This is a genomic window from Bacillus sp. LBG-1-113, assembly GCF_020708615.1.
Classification (GTDB): domain Bacteria; phylum Bacillota; class Bacilli; order Bacillales; family Bacillaceae; genus Bacillus; species Bacillus mojavensis.
Genome location: NZ_JAJFDG010000001.1, coordinates 886839 through 905262, shown reverse-complemented (window position 1 = coordinate 905262; position 18424 = coordinate 886839). Strand labels below are relative to the sequence as shown.

The 18424-nt window shown below is 35.6% G+C and carries 19 protein-coding genes and 11 pseudogenes; 12 read left to right on the top strand and 18 right to left on the bottom strand.

Annotated elements, in window-relative coordinates; all coding sequences use genetic code 11:
* Positions 1-440: 440 nt before the first annotated feature.
* Entirely contained in the window at positions 441-1061 is a 621-nt protein-coding gene (locus LJF29_RS05030) for a lytic polysaccharide monooxygenase auxiliary activity family 9 protein (RefSeq protein WP_229147584.1), read from the bottom strand.
* Positions 1062-1375: 314 nt separating this feature from the next.
* Between LJF29_RS05030 and LJF29_RS05025 the strand changes: the two genes are divergently transcribed.
* Positions 1376-1879 carry a DinB family protein gene (locus LJF29_RS05025; protein WP_010334512.1) on the top strand — a complete coding sequence of 168 codons (504 nt, stop codon included), beginning with the start codon at positions 1376-1378 and terminating at the stop codon, positions 1877-1879.
* A 183-nt stretch (positions 1880-2062) separates the two neighbouring features.
* Positions 2063-2302: a hypothetical protein gene (locus LJF29_RS05020; RefSeq protein ID WP_229147302.1), complete on the top strand. Its 240-nt coding sequence runs from the start codon at positions 2063-2065 to the stop codon at positions 2300-2302.
* A 752-nt stretch (positions 2303-3054) separates the two neighbouring features.
* Here the strand turns inward: LJF29_RS05020 and LJF29_RS05015 are convergent.
* Together LJF29_RS05015 and LJF29_RS05010 are read right to left on the bottom strand one after the other, a co-directional pair.
* On the bottom strand, positions 3055-3696 hold the full coding sequence (locus tag LJF29_RS05015; protein ID WP_229147300.1) for a glycoside hydrolase family 11 protein: 642 nt from the start codon (positions 3694-3696) through the stop codon (positions 3055-3057).
* Positions 3697-3909: 213 nt separating this feature from the next.
* Positions 3910-3981, bottom strand: a pseudogene (locus LJF29_RS05010) (hypothetical protein); the annotation flags it as partial.
* Between the two features lie 9 nt (positions 3982-3990).
* On the opposite strand from LJF29_RS05010, the pseudogene LJF29_RS05005 reads away from it, so the two are divergent.
* From LJF29_RS05005 to LJF29_RS04995, 3 genes and pseudogenes are all read left to right on the top strand, one after another.
* Positions 3991-4431 (top strand): annotated as a pseudogene (locus tag LJF29_RS05005) (ATP-dependent DNA ligase); the annotation flags it as partial.
* Between the two features lie 298 nt (positions 4432-4729).
* Positions 4730-5104, top strand: coding sequence for a YoqO family protein (locus tag LJF29_RS05000; protein ID WP_229147299.1), 375 nt, complete (start codon positions 4730-4732; stop codon positions 5102-5104).
* Entirely contained in the window at positions 5088-5618 is a 531-nt protein-coding gene (locus LJF29_RS04995; protein WP_324255110.1) for an LCI fold-containing protein, read from the top strand. The genes LJF29_RS05000 and LJF29_RS04995 overlap by 17 nt, the downstream gene beginning before the upstream one ends.
* Here LJF29_RS04995 and LJF29_RS04990 read toward each other — a convergent pair.
* A pseudogene (locus tag LJF29_RS04990) lies at positions 5570-5695 on the bottom strand (hypothetical protein); the annotation flags it as partial. The gene LJF29_RS04995 and the pseudogene LJF29_RS04990 overlap by 49 nt on opposite strands.
* Positions 5696-5747: 52 nt before the next feature.
* Complete coding sequence (locus LJF29_RS04985; protein ID WP_229147294.1) at positions 5748-6200, bottom strand: hypothetical protein; 453 nt, start codon at positions 6198-6200, stop codon at positions 5748-5750.
* A 341-nt stretch (positions 6201-6541) separates the two neighbouring features.
* Between LJF29_RS04985 and LJF29_RS04980 the strand changes: the two genes are divergently transcribed.
* The 3 genes from LJF29_RS04980 to LJF29_RS04970 all read left to right on the top strand — a co-directional run bounded on the left by LJF29_RS04980 (position 6542) and on the right by LJF29_RS04970 (position 8036).
* Entirely contained in the window at positions 6542-6655 is a 114-nt protein-coding gene (locus LJF29_RS04980; protein WP_324255109.1) for a phage holin, read from the top strand.
* A 78-nt stretch (positions 6656-6733) separates the two neighbouring features.
* Complete coding sequence (locus tag LJF29_RS04975; protein WP_229147291.1) at positions 6734-7870, top strand: aspartate phosphatase; 1137 nt, start codon at positions 6734-6736, stop codon at positions 7868-7870.
* Complete coding sequence (locus tag LJF29_RS04970) at positions 7860-8036, top strand: aspartate phosphatase (protein WP_229147290.1); 177 nt, start codon at positions 7860-7862, stop codon at positions 8034-8036. The genes LJF29_RS04975 and LJF29_RS04970 overlap by 11 nt, the downstream gene beginning before the upstream one ends.
* 41 nt (positions 8037-8077) lie before the next feature.
* Here the strand turns inward: LJF29_RS04970 and LJF29_RS04965 are convergent.
* The 7 genes and pseudogenes from LJF29_RS04965 to LJF29_RS04935 all read right to left on the bottom strand — a co-directional run.
* A pseudogene (locus tag LJF29_RS04965) lies at positions 8078-8335 on the bottom strand (UV damage repair protein UvrX); the annotation flags it as partial.
* A 95-nt stretch (positions 8336-8430) separates the two neighbouring features.
* Positions 8431-8652: a DNA-binding protein gene (locus LJF29_RS04960; RefSeq protein WP_229147283.1), complete on the bottom strand. Its 222-nt coding sequence runs from the start codon at positions 8650-8652 to the stop codon at positions 8431-8433.
* A 95-nt stretch (positions 8653-8747) separates the two neighbouring features.
* Positions 8748-9215, bottom strand: a complete 468-nt coding sequence (locus LJF29_RS04955; protein ID WP_229147282.1) for a hypothetical protein — start codon at positions 9213-9215, stop codon at positions 8748-8750.
* Positions 9216-9603: 388 nt separating this feature from the next.
* Positions 9604-9915, bottom strand: coding sequence for a hypothetical protein (locus LJF29_RS21220; protein ID WP_229147582.1), 312 nt, complete (start codon positions 9913-9915; stop codon positions 9604-9606).
* Between the two features lie 53 nt (positions 9916-9968).
* Positions 9969-10061: pseudogene (locus LJF29_RS04945) on the bottom strand (hypothetical protein); the annotation flags it as partial.
* Positions 10062-10072: 11 nt separating this feature from the next.
* Positions 10073-10287 (bottom strand): annotated as a pseudogene (locus tag LJF29_RS04940) (hypothetical protein).
* A gap of 3 nt (positions 10288-10290) precedes the next feature.
* Positions 10291-10504: pseudogene (locus LJF29_RS04935) on the bottom strand (hypothetical protein).
* A gap of 83 nt (positions 10505-10587) precedes the next feature.
* On the opposite strand from LJF29_RS04935, the pseudogene LJF29_RS04930 reads away from it, so the two are divergent.
* Positions 10588-10771: pseudogene (locus LJF29_RS04930) on the top strand (hypothetical protein).
* A 207-nt stretch (positions 10772-10978) separates the two neighbouring features.
* The gene (locus tag LJF29_RS04925; RefSeq protein WP_229147280.1) at positions 10979-11209 is read left to right on the top strand and encodes a hypothetical protein; all 231 of its coding nucleotides are present in this window, start codon (positions 10979-10981) and stop codon (positions 11207-11209) included.
* Here LJF29_RS04925 and LJF29_RS04920 read toward each other — a convergent pair.
* The 4 genes and pseudogenes from LJF29_RS04920 to LJF29_RS04905 all read right to left on the bottom strand — a co-directional run bounded on the left by LJF29_RS04920 (position 11202) and on the right by LJF29_RS04905 (position 12830).
* Positions 11202-11606 carry a UPF0715 family protein gene (locus LJF29_RS04920; RefSeq protein ID WP_229147278.1) on the bottom strand — a complete coding sequence of 135 codons (405 nt, stop codon included), beginning with the start codon at positions 11604-11606 and terminating at the stop codon, positions 11202-11204. The two genes, LJF29_RS04925 and LJF29_RS04920, sit on opposite strands and share 8 nt — an antisense overlap.
* Before the next feature lie 84 nt (positions 11607-11690).
* Positions 11691-11966 carry a hypothetical protein gene (locus LJF29_RS04915; RefSeq protein WP_229147276.1) on the bottom strand — a complete coding sequence of 92 codons (276 nt, stop codon included), beginning with the start codon at positions 11964-11966 and terminating at the stop codon, positions 11691-11693.
* Positions 11967-12178: 212 nt separating this feature from the next.
* Positions 12179-12290: pseudogene (locus LJF29_RS04910) on the bottom strand (XRE family transcriptional regulator); the annotation flags it as partial.
* A 27-nt stretch (positions 12291-12317) separates the two neighbouring features.
* A complete protein-coding gene (locus LJF29_RS04905) occupies positions 12318-12830 on the bottom strand; it encodes a GNAT family N-acetyltransferase (protein WP_229147274.1) in 513 nt (170 codons plus the stop codon).
* 284 nt (positions 12831-13114) lie between these two features.
* Between LJF29_RS04905 and rapK the strand changes: the two are divergent.
* Together rapK and phrK are read left to right on the top strand one after the other, a co-directional pair.
* A pseudogene (rapK, locus tag LJF29_RS04900) lies at positions 13115-14248 on the top strand (response regulator aspartate phosphatase RapK).
* On the top strand, positions 14245-14367 hold the full coding sequence (gene phrK / locus LJF29_RS04895) for a phosphatase RapK inhibitor PhrK (RefSeq protein ID WP_004399440.1): 123 nt from the start codon (positions 14245-14247) through the stop codon (positions 14365-14367). The pseudogene rapK and the gene phrK overlap by 4 nt, the downstream one beginning before the upstream one ends.
* Before the next feature lie 25 nt (positions 14368-14392).
* Here phrK and LJF29_RS04890 read toward each other — a convergent pair.
* A pseudogene (locus tag LJF29_RS04890) lies at positions 14393-15330 on the bottom strand (DNA polymerase thumb domain-containing protein); the annotation flags it as partial.
* 289 nt (positions 15331-15619) lie between these two features.
* On the bottom strand, positions 15620-18214 hold the full coding sequence (gene ppsA, locus LJF29_RS04885; RefSeq protein WP_229147272.1) for a phosphoenolpyruvate synthase: 2595 nt from the start codon (positions 18212-18214) through the stop codon (positions 15620-15622).
* Between the last annotated feature and the right edge of the window lie 210 nt (positions 18215-18424).

Sequence of the window (18424 nt, the reverse complement as noted above, 5' to 3'; positions counted from 1 at the left end):
CCTTTTAACCGTTATTGAATTGTTCAACATCTTCATCGATTTTCACGTCATTTTAAAATTAGACTCCGAATAACAAAGTTCTTAGTAATCTATGTATTGAGTAAACAACTATTAAAGTTTAAAAAAGATCGGCAGATGCATGAACATCTAACCGATCGGCAATAGTATAGCTTCCTCTAAGTAGCTTCACAGTATATGATTCTGAAACTTCCACACTCAAACACTCTGTGTCCTCCCAGTTCGTTACAGTTTCCTTCGTTGTTACAGTAAAGCTGGTGATGGCTTATCGGATATACTCATCGCTTTTACCGGTATAGTCATAACTATTGGAAGCTATTAAAACCTCAGCGGTAAACACTGTGCCAGATGCGGTGGAAATTTTCTGATGAAGCCTCATATTCTTGTCCATTGGGGTTAAGTTTGATCGTTGGAGGTTAAAATCATTGCATTAGGTTTACATCAATTACATTATAAAAGGCATTAGAGGTATCCGCAACGTCCCACACCCCTAGAATGACATGATAACCACTGCGATCAGTTGGTACATAAATCTTATGAGAAAGATTAGTATCTGCCTTTGAACCATCGTGATCTACTGTTCCAATTAATTCAAACTCATCTCTTGTTAACGGTTTGTTTGGATTCCAATCTTTCTTGGTTATATAATAGTGCCACTTTGATGTAGCGTGAGGAGCAGTATAGTGCCAAGTAAAGGTGTTTAGACCTCCGTGCATGTTTTGTTTTACCCAATGATCTGCAGTCTGCCTGTCTAGCCCAAAGTCAATTTGACCAGAGCCTCCATTTGCAGATGCAATTTTTCCATCTGGCGGACCCGCGGATGGAAAACCTTTTGGGCCTTCTACCGATTGAGGACTATCAACTACAGAACCATATTTTTGTGTAGCTGCCGTCCAACCAATTATTTGTTTTTCTAATGACCCCATGTACGCTCTACTGGCAGGTTCTTTTATATACCCGTGTGCAGATACATCACCTGCAAATAAAGTAACACCAACACCTAGAACAGCAGTTAGAACAGCGCCTTTGATAAAACCCTTCATTACCAACTCATTCCTCCCTTTGCTATAACGTTTTTCTCTTTCCTGATATAATAATTCATTATATGTCAGGTAATCTCCTTCTTTATTTTTGATGGCAAACACTCTTCAATCTCTGCTTTGGCAACTCCAAAACACATATCATATGCAGCATCATTTAACCATGCGGCTCGATATATGTGTTCTGTATATTCTTAAAGTGATTCACCAATTTATTACTTGAATCATTCTTGTCTAAAGTTTTGTTCTTTTTACCTAAACGGGCAGGTATAATGAAACTGTAAAAAGAAAACAAAAAAATCTTAAGGAGGATTTTTGTGTTTCAAACCTTAGACCATTTTTTGAAATCATGGGAGTTCGAAGCCGATGCTACACAGAAACTGCTAAATAGTCTAACTGATGAATCACTTAAACAAGAAATCACTTCACAAAATTGGACTTTAGGCCGTATTGCTTGGCATACTGTTGCAGCCATTCGCATCATTACCTCAAATACAGACTTAACATTTCATGCCCCTGCTGATGATTACCCTGTTCCTACTTCGGCTCAGTTTATAGCAGACAGCTATCATCAAGCCAGTAATGCATTTGTACAGGCATTAAAAAACCAATGGACGGATCATACACTTCAAGAACGCATCAACTTTATTGGTCAACAATTGCCAAATGGTTCACTTTTAATGTTTTTGATTCAACATCAAAATCACCACCGAGGACAAATGACTGTTCTTATGAGACAAGCAGGATTAACTGTTCCGGGTATTTATGGTCCAGCAAAAGAGGAATGGACAACATTTGGTTTGGAACCCCCGCAAATGTAAACAAACTTTTTTATAAAGAAGTTAACCCATTACAATATATAAAAGCATGTGTTGATCAATTTTTTTCAAAACATGCTCTTTTCTTTTGTTCACATCAGAAATAATGTCTGGCATTTTTTTAATCTCTTTTTAAATTGTGTTGATACACATTAAAATGGGTAAAAATTTATTAAGGTGATTTCTTTGAATAATGATCGAAAAGGTACTCATTACTCTTCATTTATTTTTTCAACGATGATGGTGTTGTTGGTCGCAATCTTTCCTCCATACACTTCTTGGTTTGTGACTGTTTTCTTTTTGGGCTTTGCACTTATATATACTTTCCAAAAACATAAAGCAAGTTCGTCAAAAGCAATATCTTATATTTCATATTTCTTGTTCATCGTTGCGTTGGTTTACACATTAGTAAATATATCGTTTTAAGCCTCCCAGAAAGGGAGGATTTTTGTTTAAACTCTATTCAGCGACCTTTGGGTCACCTCTATCTGTAATGAGAAAGCTATCAGATCCAGCAAAATACGATGACCAATGTCAAACCCTAGTGTCTGACAAGATACTTCATATAAATTATTGTACTCACCCTTATTATGAGAGTCTTTCTTATTCTTAATTATATTGTAATAGGGTTTTAAGCCTCCTTGAATACTGAATTTATTACAGTATTCAAGGGCATATCCACTTACCATGTCTACCTGCAATTTATCGTTTTTGAATTGTGAGGGGTTGCTTCTGTCCACTCTTTTTAAGTTAACTCATTTTTGCCGATATAAAAGCTCGATAACTTTTTATAAAAGTTAGACTTTTTGTCCTTAACAGTTCCATCTTTAACGAGGATAACGTTTTGAGGATCTGGTTCAACTACCGAGATATTTTTAATTTGCTTAAGGCTTATATTTGATGAAGAAGGATTATATGAAGGTGTCTGTTGAGAGCAAGAGCAAAAAATTGAAAGCATTCTCATTTTAATACTATTCCATTAAACTTATAGGGAAAGTTATAAAACCTGATGGAGAATACCCTACCAGCAATGCCAAGGCCGTTCGCCTAGTAGAAAACGACCTTAGAATTCCAACTAAAAGACTGTCGCCTCTTAGTAACTCACAATTACAATGATTATAAAACTTCTCAAGGAACAATCAGCAGCCCGTTAGCTACCCCTGATTAAAGATGATCTGTTACCACACTGTTACGTTAGAACTTCCACTACTTTGATATCCCTCTGTCGCTAAGACTTGGTAAGACCAATTACTACCCAGATTCATCCCATATCTCTTCCATGCGTTAACGTGATTGCTGAAAGTGATTGTAGCGTTGCTTCCAGTTGGTCTCTTCGACTGGCGAACACTCCAGTACTGCGTAAAAGTAGTTTTATCGCCATCAATGGAAGGTGCATCATAACGTGTAGTTGTGTACACGTCATATGTACCCCCATCACTGTAAACCGTACCTTTATACGTTCCAGTAGGTCTATAAGTACCCCATGAATCCACTACATAATATTCTATGAGAGGTGATCGTGTCCAACCATATAAAGTCAAATATGCATTGCCATTCGGCGCCCAAACTCCGGCATTATAGTTTATCGTCCTAAATGGCGAACCTGTAGTCCAACCTTTACCAACAACGAAATTTCCGGTATTAGACCAATTCACACTGTAATTCCCGCCAGACCCATTGACAGCGTTTACTGTTCCGCCCCCATCAGTCCAATTTTGCCAGTAGTCTGTGTTAGCTGCAGAGGCGTTTGCCGAAAACAAGCTCATACTCATCAAAGCTGCCGTTAACCCAACTAAGAATTTCTTTGTAAACTTAAACATATGTTACCTCCTATAATATTTTTTCTGACTTTGACATGAGGTAGCACTCGTATCTATTTAAAACATCCTTAATTACTACCCCCCCAAAGCTTTTGATCGTTCCCTTCAATATAATATCATGAATTTACGAGTGAATATTACAAATATTTTCAATTTAATTACTAGGACCCAAAAATTACATTATAAGTAATCTTATTTCATCATAACCTAATCCTTTTTTCGTAGAATCGCAATTCTTGTTTCTAAATCTGATGGAGCAATATCTGCGATTAATCCCCATTTGAACCATTTCATATAAAGGATATATATATTAGAGATTGTGAAGTCATTTTAGCTGCCCCAGGTGGTGACTTTGAAGCTGTAATGGAACGTTTCGTGTCCAAAAAATCAGATCATAAGATTGGTTACTGTTTCTTCAATGTTATCTACAAAGACGGACAGTCAAAGGAAAACGGACTCGCTTCCTTCAACCTGGCCAAAGAAAAGAATTTAAAGGAAATCGTGATCAAGAAAGCTGATCCCCCTTATGAAATTAATAAACGTTCTCATAATTAGCTCAAAGTGATCAATTACGATTACACTGAAGTACTCATAACCGACTACACCAAGAAGGATATAACATTCCTTCTGTCTTACCCTGATGGAACTGCAGCTGGGTTTATGGAATTCATGCGACATGCAGAACGAAGTAAGTTCCACTCTATGAAACAAGTAAAATCTGAATCTGATGAATATGAGAGTTTAATCTCTCCGTTACATAACTCTTTACTGATAAGCCCTTTAAAGTTGAATGAAAATTTAGTACATAGATTAATTAGTTACTCTCTATTAAATAAATGTTTTATTCCAAGTTTCATTTCATCTTTATTAATGAAAGCAGCCATATGAATGCCATATAAAAGAGAGTTCATTTTTCAGCTCCTTGAAATCTAAATAACATCACGATTTTAAGTTAAGTTTAAAGAGTATCTTCTTGAGAAACTCCCCTTTAATTGGTAAGCTGACACATAGGATCATAAAAGCAGGTGATATCTTGAATAAAAGAATCGGAATAATTGGATTAATTGTTTCCTTAATTGTTCAAGGGTTTTCAGCAAGTGATTCGTTGACTCATGAAATTGCTATGGTTTCTCTATTTGTATTCTTAATGATTTATAATTTCGAACATGCTAAGGATTTCTCTAAAAAATCTCTAATAGCATTAGGAGCAATTTTTATAATTCTAATGCTAGGTATTTATCAGCTCCTTTCCTTGACCGGTGATTACTTTGATAGCCACAACGTAAATATTGGACTTATCATCTTACTTGAGATCGCTTTGATCATTGTATTGGTATCTATTGCAGTGAATTTAATGAAGCTTATTGCGAATCGGTTAAGAAAAACACCTCATGGTAAAGAGTTTTAACTCTTTGCCTTGTGGTCTCTTATGTATGAAATCACAAGTAATATTCAAATTTCTCAGGTTCCATTTCCTCTGTTTCTCGCTGCGCAACCCAAAGAACTTGTTTCAGCATTTCCCAGCCTTCGCTGCAAGTACAAGCCCGCATCAGGGAATTGCAAATGTTACAAATGATGATTTTAAAGCCCAAGCTATCACATGGGATTTACCTAGCACTACAGGTATTTTTGCCAACACATTTGAAAAAGACGGAATCCGCTGGTATTTAAAAGGATTACAAAAGTCTCAGAAGGACATTGGATTGGCCATTACGAAGGTGTACGAATATAAAGATTGCAATTGGGGGCTTCTAGCTCCCTTTTTTAACCTCAAGAACTTCTTCTCGAGTATGATTGAAATATTTGTGCCTAGAACCTTAAGTTTATTCGTACAACAACGCCCCCTCACCATTTGGCTAAAAACAGATCGTCCCCCCCTTGATAAGTGCACCCAAAAAGCTTCCTCTGGTTCATCCCTATAGTCATAAATTGCGACTACCTTTTTATTTGATTCTCCGCTTATCGGTTTCTCTTTAGACAAAATAATCGATTTAATCATCCACTTCAACCCAATCCAAATTTATTTTCACTGTTGTGCCCTCAAATAACTTCTAATCACAAAATTGAATATTATTCGTTAATACACTTGGCCCCAACTGTTGAGTTCTAGAATTAAAAAGACGTACTTGAACTTTAACATTCTTCATTTCGGCTGTAATTAAGTCAAACCTTCCCGCCCAACTAGGGCTCTCTTCCTCAGGAGTAGGATAAAGTTTAAACCGCCAACTAATCTCACCTGGTATAGTAGCAAATCCTTCGTAACTGTCGTAATTTCCAAAAGAAGAAGGAGCAGGAAGATGGACAGCAAGAATGCTTATATTGGTTCTGGCAGCACTCGGCGGGTTCAATTGCACCTTATAGATTAATGCTACACCTTTAGCATTTTTAAGATTTTTATTTACCGGCTCCAGTATTACACTGCAAGGCATTGGACTCGCGTTTGTTTGAAGGGGATAGGCAACAATCATACTTAATAAGGATAAAACTAAAATAAATTGTTTCATTGAAAGTTCCTCACAATTTTTTCGTTAATTTTCCTGATTTCTGGATTGATTATTCATATGTATATGATTAATACTTCATTTTTTTTATCCCTTCAGAAAAATGCTCTTCCTAAATTATTGTTTCTCCCTTTGCACAAGTATTTAAATTTCCTTAACTTCCTCTGTTCAAGTGAACATCATGTTTATGTTTTATAAAGCATCAAAAATCCTTATGTTTACTACTTTTTCAGCTCTTTTTAAATTTTTATGATAAGCCTGTTAATCGTAGAGGAAATATGATTTGACTGTATATGGTGACGATTTGACAGAGAAATTTAATGCCCTTCTAACTGTTTTAACCAATGGATCATATTGTTGGCCCAACTGCTCAAGGAATGTCTGATAGTGAACAGGCATTGGAATATGATTCACCAAAAAAAAACCCCCTATCCATCTCTTGTTTTTCCGTTTTTTAAGATAATATTAATCTTCCTTATTCATTTAAATATGATAAAATATTACATATTTAGATATTTCATATAGGAGGGCTTGTGTTGGAGCAGATGATCTCTTCTTCTAATGTCGGAGTGAAAATAAATGAGTGGTATAAATACATAAGATTGTTTAGTGTCCCAGATTCGGAAATATTGAAAGCTGAGGTCGAGGAAGAAATAAGACATATGAAGGAAGACCAAGATTTATTGCTTTACTATTCTCTCATGTGTTTTCGCCATCAATTGATGCTGGATTACCTTGAACCAAAAACAATGAACGAAGAACGCCCTAAAATTTCAGATTTATTAGAAAAGATCGAAAGTACTCAAACTGATTTGAAAGGAATTCTTGAATATTATTTTAACTTTTTCCGTGGAATGTATGAATTTGAACAATACGAATATCTTAATGCCATAAGCTTCTATAAGCAAGCCGAGAGAAAATTATCACTTGTTGCAGATGAGATTGAACGAGCAGAATTCCACTACAAAGTTGCAGAAATTTATTATCATATGAAGCAAACTCATATGTCGATGCATCACATTGTTCAAGCAATCGATAGTTATAAAGCACATGAAAACTACACTGTAAGAGTTATTCAATGCTCATTTGTCATCGGTCTAAACTATTTGGATATGGACTTCCCTGAAAAAGCGATCCCTCATTTTAAAGATGCTCTAGTTAAAGCAAGAAAAATCGATATGTCACGATTAATCGGATCATCTCTGTACAATCTTGGCTTATGTTCATTTGCTGAGGAAGCTTATGAAAAGGCGGCTGAGTACTTTAAGGAGGGTATTAGAGTATACCAGGATAATGGGTATGAGCATTCAAATCGTTTATTAGACATCTTACTTATGTTGACAAAAACCATATTTAAAATGAGAAATCATTCCGAGGGAATTTCTTGGTGTGCACATGGTCTGTCTTTGTCCGAAGATTTAAACGATGAGATCATGGCCAAAATGTTTGAATTCATTCATGCCCTATATGTAGATAACGACAAAGGAAAATTAGATTCGATTCTAAATTATTTAGAATTAAAGTCAATGTTTTCAGACGTGGAGGATTTAGCAGCAGATGCAGCGAAGTATTACAATGAAAAAGAAGACCATAAAGTGGCTGTTGCTTATTATGAGAAAGTGCTTTATGCCCGTAAACAAATTCAGAGAGGGGATTGTCTTTATGAAACTTAAGCATGCATCTGTCTTTATTTTAGCCATTGTTTTAATTGGATTTGTAAGCATTTATTTAACTAACAATCAAAAAGATGTCCAAGAAGCACGCAGAGGACATACAGCCAGTATTGGTTTTACTGATGGTCATTCGTATGAAATTGCAAGCAGAGGACATACTTCTTAATATGTTTTTCTTATACCCCCTCCAAATTGAGGGGGTTATTTTTATGATTTATGTCCCCCAGTAAGTCCAACTCTGTGAAGTGCAGTTCCTGCGGGTGTATAAGAGACTGCTCTCAGAATGGCTTTCGAACCATACTTGCTTCTAATCCCATCCATTACAAACCCGAGTTTCCTTCTCTTTTCATTATCCACTTTAAATAAACTCAACTGCTGATTAACCTCATCCTCAATATTTAATAGTGTGACTGAGATACTGCGCACAGTCTTACCCGAGTAAAACGTATGAAAGAGCATCAAGCAGTATTAATCTTATTCATTATGCAATAATTCAAAACGTGCAATTTCCCATTCTTTTTTCGCTTTTAATGGTGTTGTATTAACCTTTTTCGCTGATTTTAAGTCAACTGTTCCAATTCTACCTTTGGAGCATCAGGGAATTTTTCTAGCAATTCTTTAACCTCTACTTTACTTAAACCAAGGTGATAATGCAGATTCGATTCCTTATTCAAAGTCGGATAGTCTGAATAACTTCCTTTATGGTTTTTGAAGTTTTTCAAACCATCGCTGATAAAGTAGCCCAATGCAACTAAGCCAATTCCTATCCACATAAGATCCAAAGAGAACACCCTTTCCACTTATAAATCAGAATAAATTATTTCAATGTAAATGTTGAAAATTAGGAATCTGATATATTCCCTGCTGCCTTCAGTTCTTACTGTATCAGTTTATTCAATATGTTAATTTTTCTTTGATCTTTATTACTCTTCTTTGTTCTTCTATAACCATCTAATAAAGACTTATTATAAACCTTGAGGTAATCATCAATAGTTAGCAAATGATATTTCGCGCCGTAATCTTCAAAAATCTCTAGGTTTTTATAGTCTATGTCTGCAAATGGTTTTAAATCCTCTATGTAGGCAATGCCTATTTTAGTATTAGTTTTCCTAAATTCATGCTCATGTAAATCAACTATTTTGTATCCTTGCAGTTCCATGATTTTTTTTAGTTTTCCCCACTTTTCCTCCAAAAAAATTAAAGGAATAAGGATATCAATATCTTCTGGTGAAAAGTCCAACCCAGTTACCTTTTCAAGACCTAAAGAGCCATATAATAATGGAATAGTGTCTAACTCTTTATTAAGCGTTTTAGCTATATTTATAAATTCACTATACAATTTCATTTTTATATCCCCAATATTAATGATTAATTATGAAGTTTAAATTACCTCTTGTATTTGCTTGATCCTCAAATTCTTTCATTCTGCTTTATTTTCCAGATTTGTCATTTAAATAAGAGAACCACAATAAACTTACAAATCCAGCAACTCCTATAATTGCAGCTATAATATAAGTCAAATTAAGTAAATCCATAAACTTCCTCCTAGAAAAAAGCTAATCATTAAGAATGAAGTCTCTTTTGTATTACTTGAAATCAACTTCATTTGTTTTATGGTTATGGAGCCTGTAAAATTCACAAATCCATATAATACTCATTTTGAATAAAATGATTATTTTATTACTATTATACTACAATTTTCCATGGTCACACTAAACAAAAAAGCAGTCTATTCAGATCTGCTGCTTAGTGTTTTCATCTTTTAACTTTTTGTTTAGCTTGAACCCTATTAAGACATTGACAATCGCAGCTGGAAAATATAAAAACCCTGCGCCCATTATTCCTAACAAGGTACTTGAACCCACTATAAATGCCTGCATTTCTATGTTTCTTGACTTCAAGCTAAGTAATACTAGTATACCAGCTAAAACCCCCATAAGCCGTGCGATACCTGGAATAAAGAAATCTGTTAGGACTCCAAATAATTGCCCTATAATTGATAGCGTAATACCGAAAAAACTGGATAATAAAATTAAATTTTTAATGTCATTTCACTCCTTTTCAAAGCCGTCCAATCAACATACTCAAACCGCTTTTAATACAACTCTTCAAGTATAGCAGCCCATTCAATCCATCCTTCAGCAACAATGCTTTTCTTTTCCTCACCTTCAATCCACTCTATCCAATACACATGAACACCCCTTACCGAGTCACAACTTGAATTTCCCTTACCTCACATTGCACATTACATTTCATTTGAGCTCACTTGCTACTTCAATGACTTCTAACATATTATGCATTTTAGAAGCTTCGTGAAGGTCGCTAGATGTCAAATAACCGTCCTCATCTAACTTATATGATTTGAGGTATTCCTTGTTTTCAAACTGCAGTACATAAAAATAATCAACCAAAGGCATAAATCAACCTCTTATAAATAATTTTGTAATCCTCATTGTTAATGATTAACAAACCGATTAACATGAAAAAGGCAATCACATTAAGCCTATTTTTTTAAAAAAAGATTGGCCAAATTTCTTTCCATTCCAGCTGACGTTTTTTGGTTCATGATCTCTTTTTAAACTCTTCATCATAATCCTGGTCAACAAAAATGAACTTAATGCCGGTCAACTCCAAACTAGATAATTAAAAAATAAGCTAATCAAATCATTTGTTCCTCCCTATAACTCGAAATTTGGATATATTTTGTAGATAATCTTTTGGAAGAGGAGCATGAAACAAATGGGTATGTTACTTCAATCGGTTATGATTACAAGGAGTAGCCTGATGTAAAGTATGGCAGATGCGACATTGCGATTACACTCTGTTCAAAAGCTCAGTAAAAAGTGGTGTATTCTTGCGAGATGCCGGCATTGTGGTATGAAAAAAGAGCATTTAATTTAATGCTCTTTTCAGTTAAATTCTGTGCCTATTTCCGTATTTTAATAGTAGGAACAACTGCTTCACCATCAAAAATATTGATAATCTCCATTCCAATCACAGTTGCTTTAACACCAACAAGAGCATATCTTTTTTCAGAAGTGCCTGCGTCTCGGATTAAGACACGTCATCGTGTTAAGGTTAATTCATGACTGCATAAGGAGTGATACCTTGCTAAAAGTTGCAAAATTTTCAGTTTCTTTCATTGCATTATTCTTGTGCGTATACTCACTGTTTAATCAAGATGAATTGTTGTTGCTGGTTGTTCAATTATTTGTTGCAGGCCTTTTATCAGTAGTCGGAGTTGAAGCGATATTAAACAAACAAAAACTGTCTGGATATTTACTGTTTGGATCAGCAGCCTTCTTACTTGTTGTAAACGTTGTTAAATCCATTATTTAATTTGATTCTTGATAAATACTGAATCCCAGAACCAGTAAACCGCTGCTGCTACAAAACTCAAATAATAAAAGCTCACATGTTTAACCTCACTAAGCACATAAGATGGATCACTCGCTAAGGAAAACAAGAATAATGCGATTAGCGCTACTACGATATAAATTAATAAGTACTGCACACTGAATTTCTTTACTTTTTTTCGAAGTAAAATTTGCAACGGAACAGCAAATATTGTATATGGGATAAATGCATATAATGGTATGATAAAGATGGTTATCAGCATCCAAGGTTCGAAATTGGAGTAAACAAAACCATAAAACCCAATGATAATTCCGTATGTAATGCATGAGAGCGCTAGTGTAAGACCGTATATAGCCAAATTTTTTTTATTAATACTCAAAACTCTTAACCTCCAAAAAAATAACTCACTCTAAAAAGAATTGTAATTCAGTTATGCAATTGATCAAATCTTCGTCCATTTTCGTCAAACTCCAAATAACAAATTCCCGCCTATAAACCAGAAAAAAGGAAATGGAAACATAATTGCATTTAAGACTATTCCATATACAGCACACCGTTTATTTGCCTTTATTGAGACCAACGCCAAGATGATCCCCATAGGGGAAAGTATTAATGGAAAAAACACCGGCATACCTTGCCATGGTATTGAAATAACTCCAGTAAAAAAATTAATAATTAAGATAGCTGAGATAGTTGGAATAGTGATTGAAAAAACAGCTGCAGTTTTTTTAACATTCATATTGAAGGCAAGTCTCCGTTCTCTTTTAAATTGTAGTTTTATTTAAATATATTTCTAATAAAGTTGCTTATATCAGGAGTATAAGCTGCTATAAACATTGGGATTAACACTACACCAAATATTCACTATATAATATTAAATTTTTGAAAGCACACTGTTAGAAAACTTGTAATTCTTTCCCAACCTTGTAACTTTAGTATACCATTTATTTCTGAGTGATCGATATTGTTATGATCTTGCTTTTTGGAAAATCAATAACTCATGCATCTCAATGTTTAAGTAAGTACAGACTTTATCCAACAACTCTCTTAGATACTGCTCCATCAGCAATACTTAAAAATCCTTAATCGTTCATTTCCACTCTTCCTCTAAAATAGCGTAGTAATATTCATCCCACCATTCATTGCCTCGTGGAATACATCTTTTGAAAAAGCCTTCTCTTCTCATTCCGATTTTCTCCATAACTCGGTATGAGGGAATATTCTCAGGTTGACAAGTAGCTATAATCCTATGTAAATTCATTTCTTTAAATCCATATTCCAAGATCGCTTGTGCTGCTTCAGAAGCATATCCTCTATTTTGATAATTCGGATTAAACACCCACCCAATTTCATATGTATGTTCACCAAAATACTTATAAAAAACAATATGCCCTATAAGGAAATCTTCATCTATTAGTATTACAGGAAATTTTTCAGCGTTATCACCCTTGTTTTTATTTACAAATTCTTTTGCATCTTCTTCAGTAAAAGTCCCTTCTGGTATATACTTCATAACATTAATATCTGATGTATACTCATATACAGCTTTCCAATCTTTGAATTTAAATTCACGTATTAATAACCTTTTTGTTGTTATATGCATAAAGGAACTCCCCTCAAAATACTTAAACTTAGTCTTTATTTCGATAAAAAGACATCAATAACCTCTAAAACACTACCCTTATTCACAAACAACTCAGGAAATTCTGATAGGGAACAAGCAATAGAATATGATTCACCGAGATAAAACCCCTACCCTTCTCTTAATTGAGGAGGGTATTTAAATGAAAAATCGCCAAAAACTTTACACCCTTTTACATTTTTTTCAATGATTATGTTATGATTGTTTTCTAGAGATTTTTGAAATATTCAGAAAGAGGGGTTTGAATGAGTAAGATTGCTGCAGAAGTTGTCGCTACTACACTGAATGACTGGTACATTGCTATAAAAAAACAAAAGGTAGATGAATCAATTAAATATTATTCAGAGATAAAAAAAACTTTTTGATGATATGGAAGAAGATCAAGAAGTTCTCGCGTATTATAGTCTATTAGAAGAAAGACATAAAATGTTGCTGCATTCCTCACGAGGAGAACCTTTGCAAAAGCACACCTATTTTACTGAAGACAATCAAAACTTCATTAAAAAAACAAATGATAAATTAGAATACAACTTTTATTTATTTGAAGCAATGTATGAGGCATACAACAAAAACTATGATCGAGCAATTAACTTATATGGATTAGCTGAGAAAAAGCTTGCAGAAATTCCGGATGAAATTGAAGCAGCTGAATTTTACTCTAAAGTCTCTTACTTATACACTTCTCTTACTTATACACTCTTGTTAAACAAAGCATTGTGGCACAACACTATATAAAAAATGCAATTTCAATATATAAGCGACACCCTGATTATAAATGCAAACTAGCTACATCAACAATGATTGCAGCTGCAAACTATGCTGATATGAAACGCTTTGAGGAAGCAGAAAAATATTATTTAGAAGCAATTGATATTGCAAAAGAAACAAAAGATGAATTTTTGAAAGCTCAATTATACCACAATCTTAGTATCGTTTATTCTGATTGGAACAAACCTGATAAATGCATTGAATCTCTTGAAAAAGCAATAGGATATGAATCTTGGTTACATTCAATTTATTATATAAATTCTTTATTCATGATGATTAAAGAACTCTTTAAAATTGACGAAAAAATGAAATCCATTAATTTTTACAATAAAGCACAGGAAAGACTCATATTAATGGAGAATAAAGTATACGAAGCCAAAATTAGCATCTTATATAACCTTTATTGTGGGGAATTAAAAAATAATTTTAATAATTGTAATAGTAATATTGAGTTTTTAAAACAACAAAATGAACTTGAAAGTGTAGATGAATTGTCCTACATCGCTGCAAAAAGGTTTGAATCAATAGGTGCTTTTGAAGAAGCAACAAGCTTTTTCAATGCGAAAATTTGGGCTGAACAGAAAATGAACCAGGTGGAGGGAATCTTATGAAAAAACTTGTGCTTTGCGTATCTATTTTAGCTGTAATTTTAAGTGGGGTAGCTTTAACGCAATTAAGTACAGATTCACCATCTAACATCCAGGTAGCTGAAAGGCCTGTCGGAGGTTAAAAAAGGTTGATTCATTAATCTAGCCCTACTCATACTTTGAGTGGGCTTTTATTTTATGATTTATGTCCCCAGTAAGCCCAGCTCTATGAAGCGCTGTCCCTGCGGGTGTGTTAAGAGACTACTCTTAGTATCGCATTCGATCCGTATTTGCTTCTAATTCCACCCATAACGAACCCAAGCTTCCTTCTCTTCTCGTTATCCACTTCAAATAAACTCAACTGCTGATGAACATCACCCTCAATATTTGATAACGTGACAGAAATACTTCTCACTGTCTTACCCAAGTAAAACTTATTAAAGAGCATCAGGCAGCATCTATAAATGTCCATCGTGATATTGTGGAAAGATCAATTGTTTTGGATCGATGGAATCCACCACCAAGCTCTTCTTTACTGTATCCAATTCCCACGCTGATTGTTCGACCAACTTCATCATGCTTACGTGCCTTCTTGCGACTTCCTCACATATCTCCAAAAGAACGGCTTTAATCTCTTCTCTCTTTGTATAATCCCTAAGCAAAATCTGACTCTTGCCAAAACTAATCTGCCCTTGCATCAGTGGAGCTCCTATTTCAGATAAATCGATTCCATGAGCATGATAATACAACTGGTTCCCCATTATTCCAAATCTCTTCTCAAGCAACTCTAAGGGAAAATTAGCTAACTGACCTACAGTTGATATCCCCATTCGGTTCAGGTTTCTTTCCATCCTCCCTCCTATTCCCCACATTTTAGACAACGGGTGAACCTTCCAGAGTTTATTTGGCACATCTTCATATCTCCAACGTGCAATGCCACTCTTCGTTTTCTTACTCTCCAGGTCAAGTTCAAGCTTACTTAGCAACATATTATCTCCAATGCCTACTGTGCACATCAAACCAAATTCTCTCCACATGCTGCTTTGGATTGCTTTGGCCATTTCTTCAGGATCTTCTTTTCCTGCATCTAAATAAGATTCATCAATTAAAGGTGTTCCGCCAACAAAATGCGGATTTCGCATGCCAAGTATTTTTCACATAAAAAAACCGGATTCCCACTCCATTCATTGGGTTCCGGCTTTTCTTATATTAAAGTAATGTTTTTACATTTCGTGTATATTTCATTGATTCTCTGATCTTGTCGAAAATAGCTAAGAACTCAATGTGTGTAGCATACCATCAATATTCATCATTCACTAAGTATCGTTATCGCTGCTCAAGAAGATAAAAGAATAACCGTCCACTTTGACAGTGATTTTTAATTTGATTTAAGCATTACAATATTTCAATGTATCCTTCTGTTCCATTCACGCGAATTCGTTGCCCGTCTTTGATTAGTCTGGTTGCGTTTTCCACTCCGACAACTGCCGGCAAGCCATATTCACGCGCGATAACCGATCCATGGGTCATCAGTCCCCCAACTTCGGTGACTAGACCTTCTATGGATACAAATAATGGTGTCCAGCCAGGGTCGGTAAAGGAGGTGACTAATATATCTCCGTCTTCCAGATCGGCATTTTCCATGTTTAAAATGACACGCGCTCTTCCTTCTATCACTCCGGAAGAAACAGGTAGACCTACAATCGCATTAGCCGGCAAATTTTCTCGCTTGTACTCACCGGAGAATATTTCACCATCAGACGTAAAAACGCGCGGAGGGGTTAGTTTTTCGAAAAATTTGTAATCCTCTTTTCGTTTGTTGATGATCTGATCACCAAGTTTGTTTGCGCGTACGACTTCGTGAAGTTCTTCAAAAGTGAGATAGTACACATCTTCTTTGTCATGGATAACGCCAGCTTGAACGAGTCGCTCAGCTTCTTTCAGTAAAGCCTGCTTATAAACGAAGAAACGGTTAACATAACCGTATTTGGGATACTCTCTATACCCAATGAAGTTCCGAATGAGGTCAATCATTCGTTTGGTTTCTTTAGCCTTTTGTTCACCATCTGGCAATTGCTTCAATCGACCTATTAACTCTTGTTCTTTTTCTAAAGCTTCTTGGCGGCCTTGCTCAAATTTTCGATTGCCTGCATTAGGCTCAAAGTTCTTGATGTTACCAAGAATCATCGGGACAAGTGTAATTGGTTTTTCACTCCAACGAGCTTTCGTAATATCGATTTCTCCGGCACATCGCATCCCGTATTTGCTTAGATAATCACAGATAGCGTCTTTGGTTTCCCTTCCTCCATCAAACTTAACCAATTCATCCAGAAAGTTATCTTCTTTTGCATGCTGCAAATAATCAATCACTTCTGGATATGGGCGAATCACATCCGCGACATCCATTAGCGCCAGACCCATTTCCGACGTAATATTACCCGGTACAGATTGAGAAAGCGTATCAGCTGCGTTTGTTTCGCCTAACCACGTGTTCATGTTTTCATTGATCCATGCTGAGGCATTCATCGCAGCCATAAAAACAGCCGAACTTTGCGGGTCAAATAAAATCTTCTTTAATTCCTGGATATCTTCCAGAATAAAATCAAACAAATCCGATCCCGATTTCGTTAGAATGTTTTGTTTTAACTCTTTTATTGATGCTTGACTACGCTTAATCAAATCAGAAACGATTGTCGGATCGTTCTCGAATTGTGCCAGCATATCTGTATGACTTCTGCCCAAAATCGGTGCCGTTTGATCATTTGGTAACAATTTAATAAAATCTCGCTCTATTATGGTCATAAGTGCACCTTTTATAAGCGGATCGGATTCCATGGTATTTAATAAATTTTTTCGGCCGACAGGTGTAGCCAGCCTAGGTGCAACATCTACAAACAACCTTCCACCGGCTTTATGCATAGGCGCAGGAGTAATTAACAGGTAAAAAGACAATCCAAGAGGTTTTATGGGATCTGTCATCATTTGTTGATGACCAACAGATACATAGACGTGATTATCTTGATCATTCGCTTCAGGGATCGGGTATAAAGTAGTGATCGGCCGACTCTGAACAATATAAAACGTATCATCAGCCAAACACCATTCGATATCTTGCGGCTGGCCGAAATGAGCTTCGATCTCCCTTCCAATGTGTTCCAGCTGTAGAATTTGCCCGTCAGTGAGTGTTTGAGACATCTGCCGATCAGGTTCAATCTGCTTAGTCTCTGTTCCGCCTTCTTCCCTTCCATAGATAGCTAATTTTTTGGTTGCGATCCTCTTCTCAACGATTTCCTCTTCCCGCACTTTATAACAATCTGCAGATACGAAGCCAGAAACCAGTGCTTCACCAAGTCCAAAACCGGCATCGATGGATAACACCTTTCGGTTAGAGGTAATCGGATCAGCGGTAAATAAAACCCCCGAAGCCTGAGGGAAAACCATCCTTTGAACGATAACGGATAAATAAACTTGTTTGTGGTCGAATCCATTTTGCATGCGGTAGATTACTGCTCGTTCTGTAAATAGGGAAGCCCAGCATTTGCTGATATGCTGCAAGATCGCTTCTTTGCCGATAATATTTAGATAGGTATCTTGTTGACCTGCAAAAGAAGCATGTGGTAGATCTTCAGCAGTCGCACTCGAACGCACGGCATAGGCATGTTCCTCGCCAAACTGGGAGAGATAGTGAGCAACTGCTTTCACAACATCGGAAGGAATTTCTACTTCCATAATGATTTGTCGAATTTTCCTGCTGATTTTACCAACTTGATCTCGATCCTCAACTTTTAACACGGCCAATTGATCCAACAACACTTGTAACGTTAAGTTTTGTTCGATGGCTTTTTGATATCCTACTGTTGTGACACAAAATCCTTCTGGTACTTGTATACCTTGAATTTTTGATAATTCACCTACATTTAACCCTTTTCCTCCAACAAGCAAATGCTGTGTTTTTTCAATTTCATGAAAACCAAGAACCAAAGAACTCATTCTACATCTCCCCTTCAAAAATAAAAATTGACAAGAGCTTTACAGCATGATATAATGAAAATACAAGATGGATAACTATAACTTTTATTAATAAAGCGCACGTAGCATGATTATATCACCGTGTCTATTTTTGTGCAATATAAAAAGAACCTGGGCAATTTCACCAGGTTCTTTTTTAATTTCCCGCTACCATTAGCCACATTAAAAAAC

What these genes read in the sequence shown, in the direction of transcription:
- LJF29_RS04985 (WP_229147294.1), bottom strand. Translation starts at nt 6,200, where the DNA reads ATGAAACAATTTATTTTAGTTTTATCCTTATTAAGTATGATTGTTGCC.
- LJF29_RS04980 (WP_324255109.1), top strand. Translation starts at nt 6,542, where the DNA reads ATGGATCATATTGTTGGCCCAACTGCTCAAGGAATGTCTGATAGTGAA.
- LJF29_RS05030 (WP_229147584.1), bottom strand. Translation starts at nt 1,061, where the DNA reads ATGAAGGGTTTTATCAAAGGCGCTGTTCTAACTGCTGTTCTAGGTGTT.
- LJF29_RS04915 (WP_229147276.1), bottom strand. Translation starts at nt 11,966, where the DNA reads ATGAATGTTAAAAAAACTGCAGCTGTTTTTTCAATCACTATTCCAACT.
- LJF29_RS04905 (WP_229147274.1), bottom strand. Translation starts at nt 12,830, where the DNA reads ATGCATATAACAACAAAAAGGTTATTAATACGTGAATTTAAATTCAAA.
- LJF29_RS05015 (WP_229147300.1), bottom strand. Translation starts at nt 3,696, where the DNA reads ATGTTTAAGTTTACAAAGAAATTCTTAGTTGGGTTAACGGCAGCTTTG.
- LJF29_RS04970 (WP_229147290.1), top strand. Translation starts at nt 7,860, where the DNA reads ATGAAACTTAAGCATGCATCTGTCTTTATTTTAGCCATTGTTTTAATT.
- ppsA (WP_229147272.1), bottom strand. Translation starts at nt 18,214, where the DNA reads ATGAGTTCTTTGGTTCTTGGTTTTCATGAAATTGAAAAAACACAGCAT.
- LJF29_RS04995 (WP_324255110.1), top strand. Translation starts at nt 5,088, where the DNA reads ATGGTAAAGAGTTTTAACTCTTTGCCTTGTGGTCTCTTATGTATGAAA.
- LJF29_RS04955 (WP_229147282.1), bottom strand. Translation starts at nt 9,215, where the DNA reads ATGAAATTGTATAGTGAATTTATAAATATAGCTAAAACGCTTAATAAA.
- phrK (WP_004399440.1), top strand. Translation starts at nt 14,245, where the DNA reads ATGAAAAAACTTGTGCTTTGCGTATCTATTTTAGCTGTAATTTTAAGT.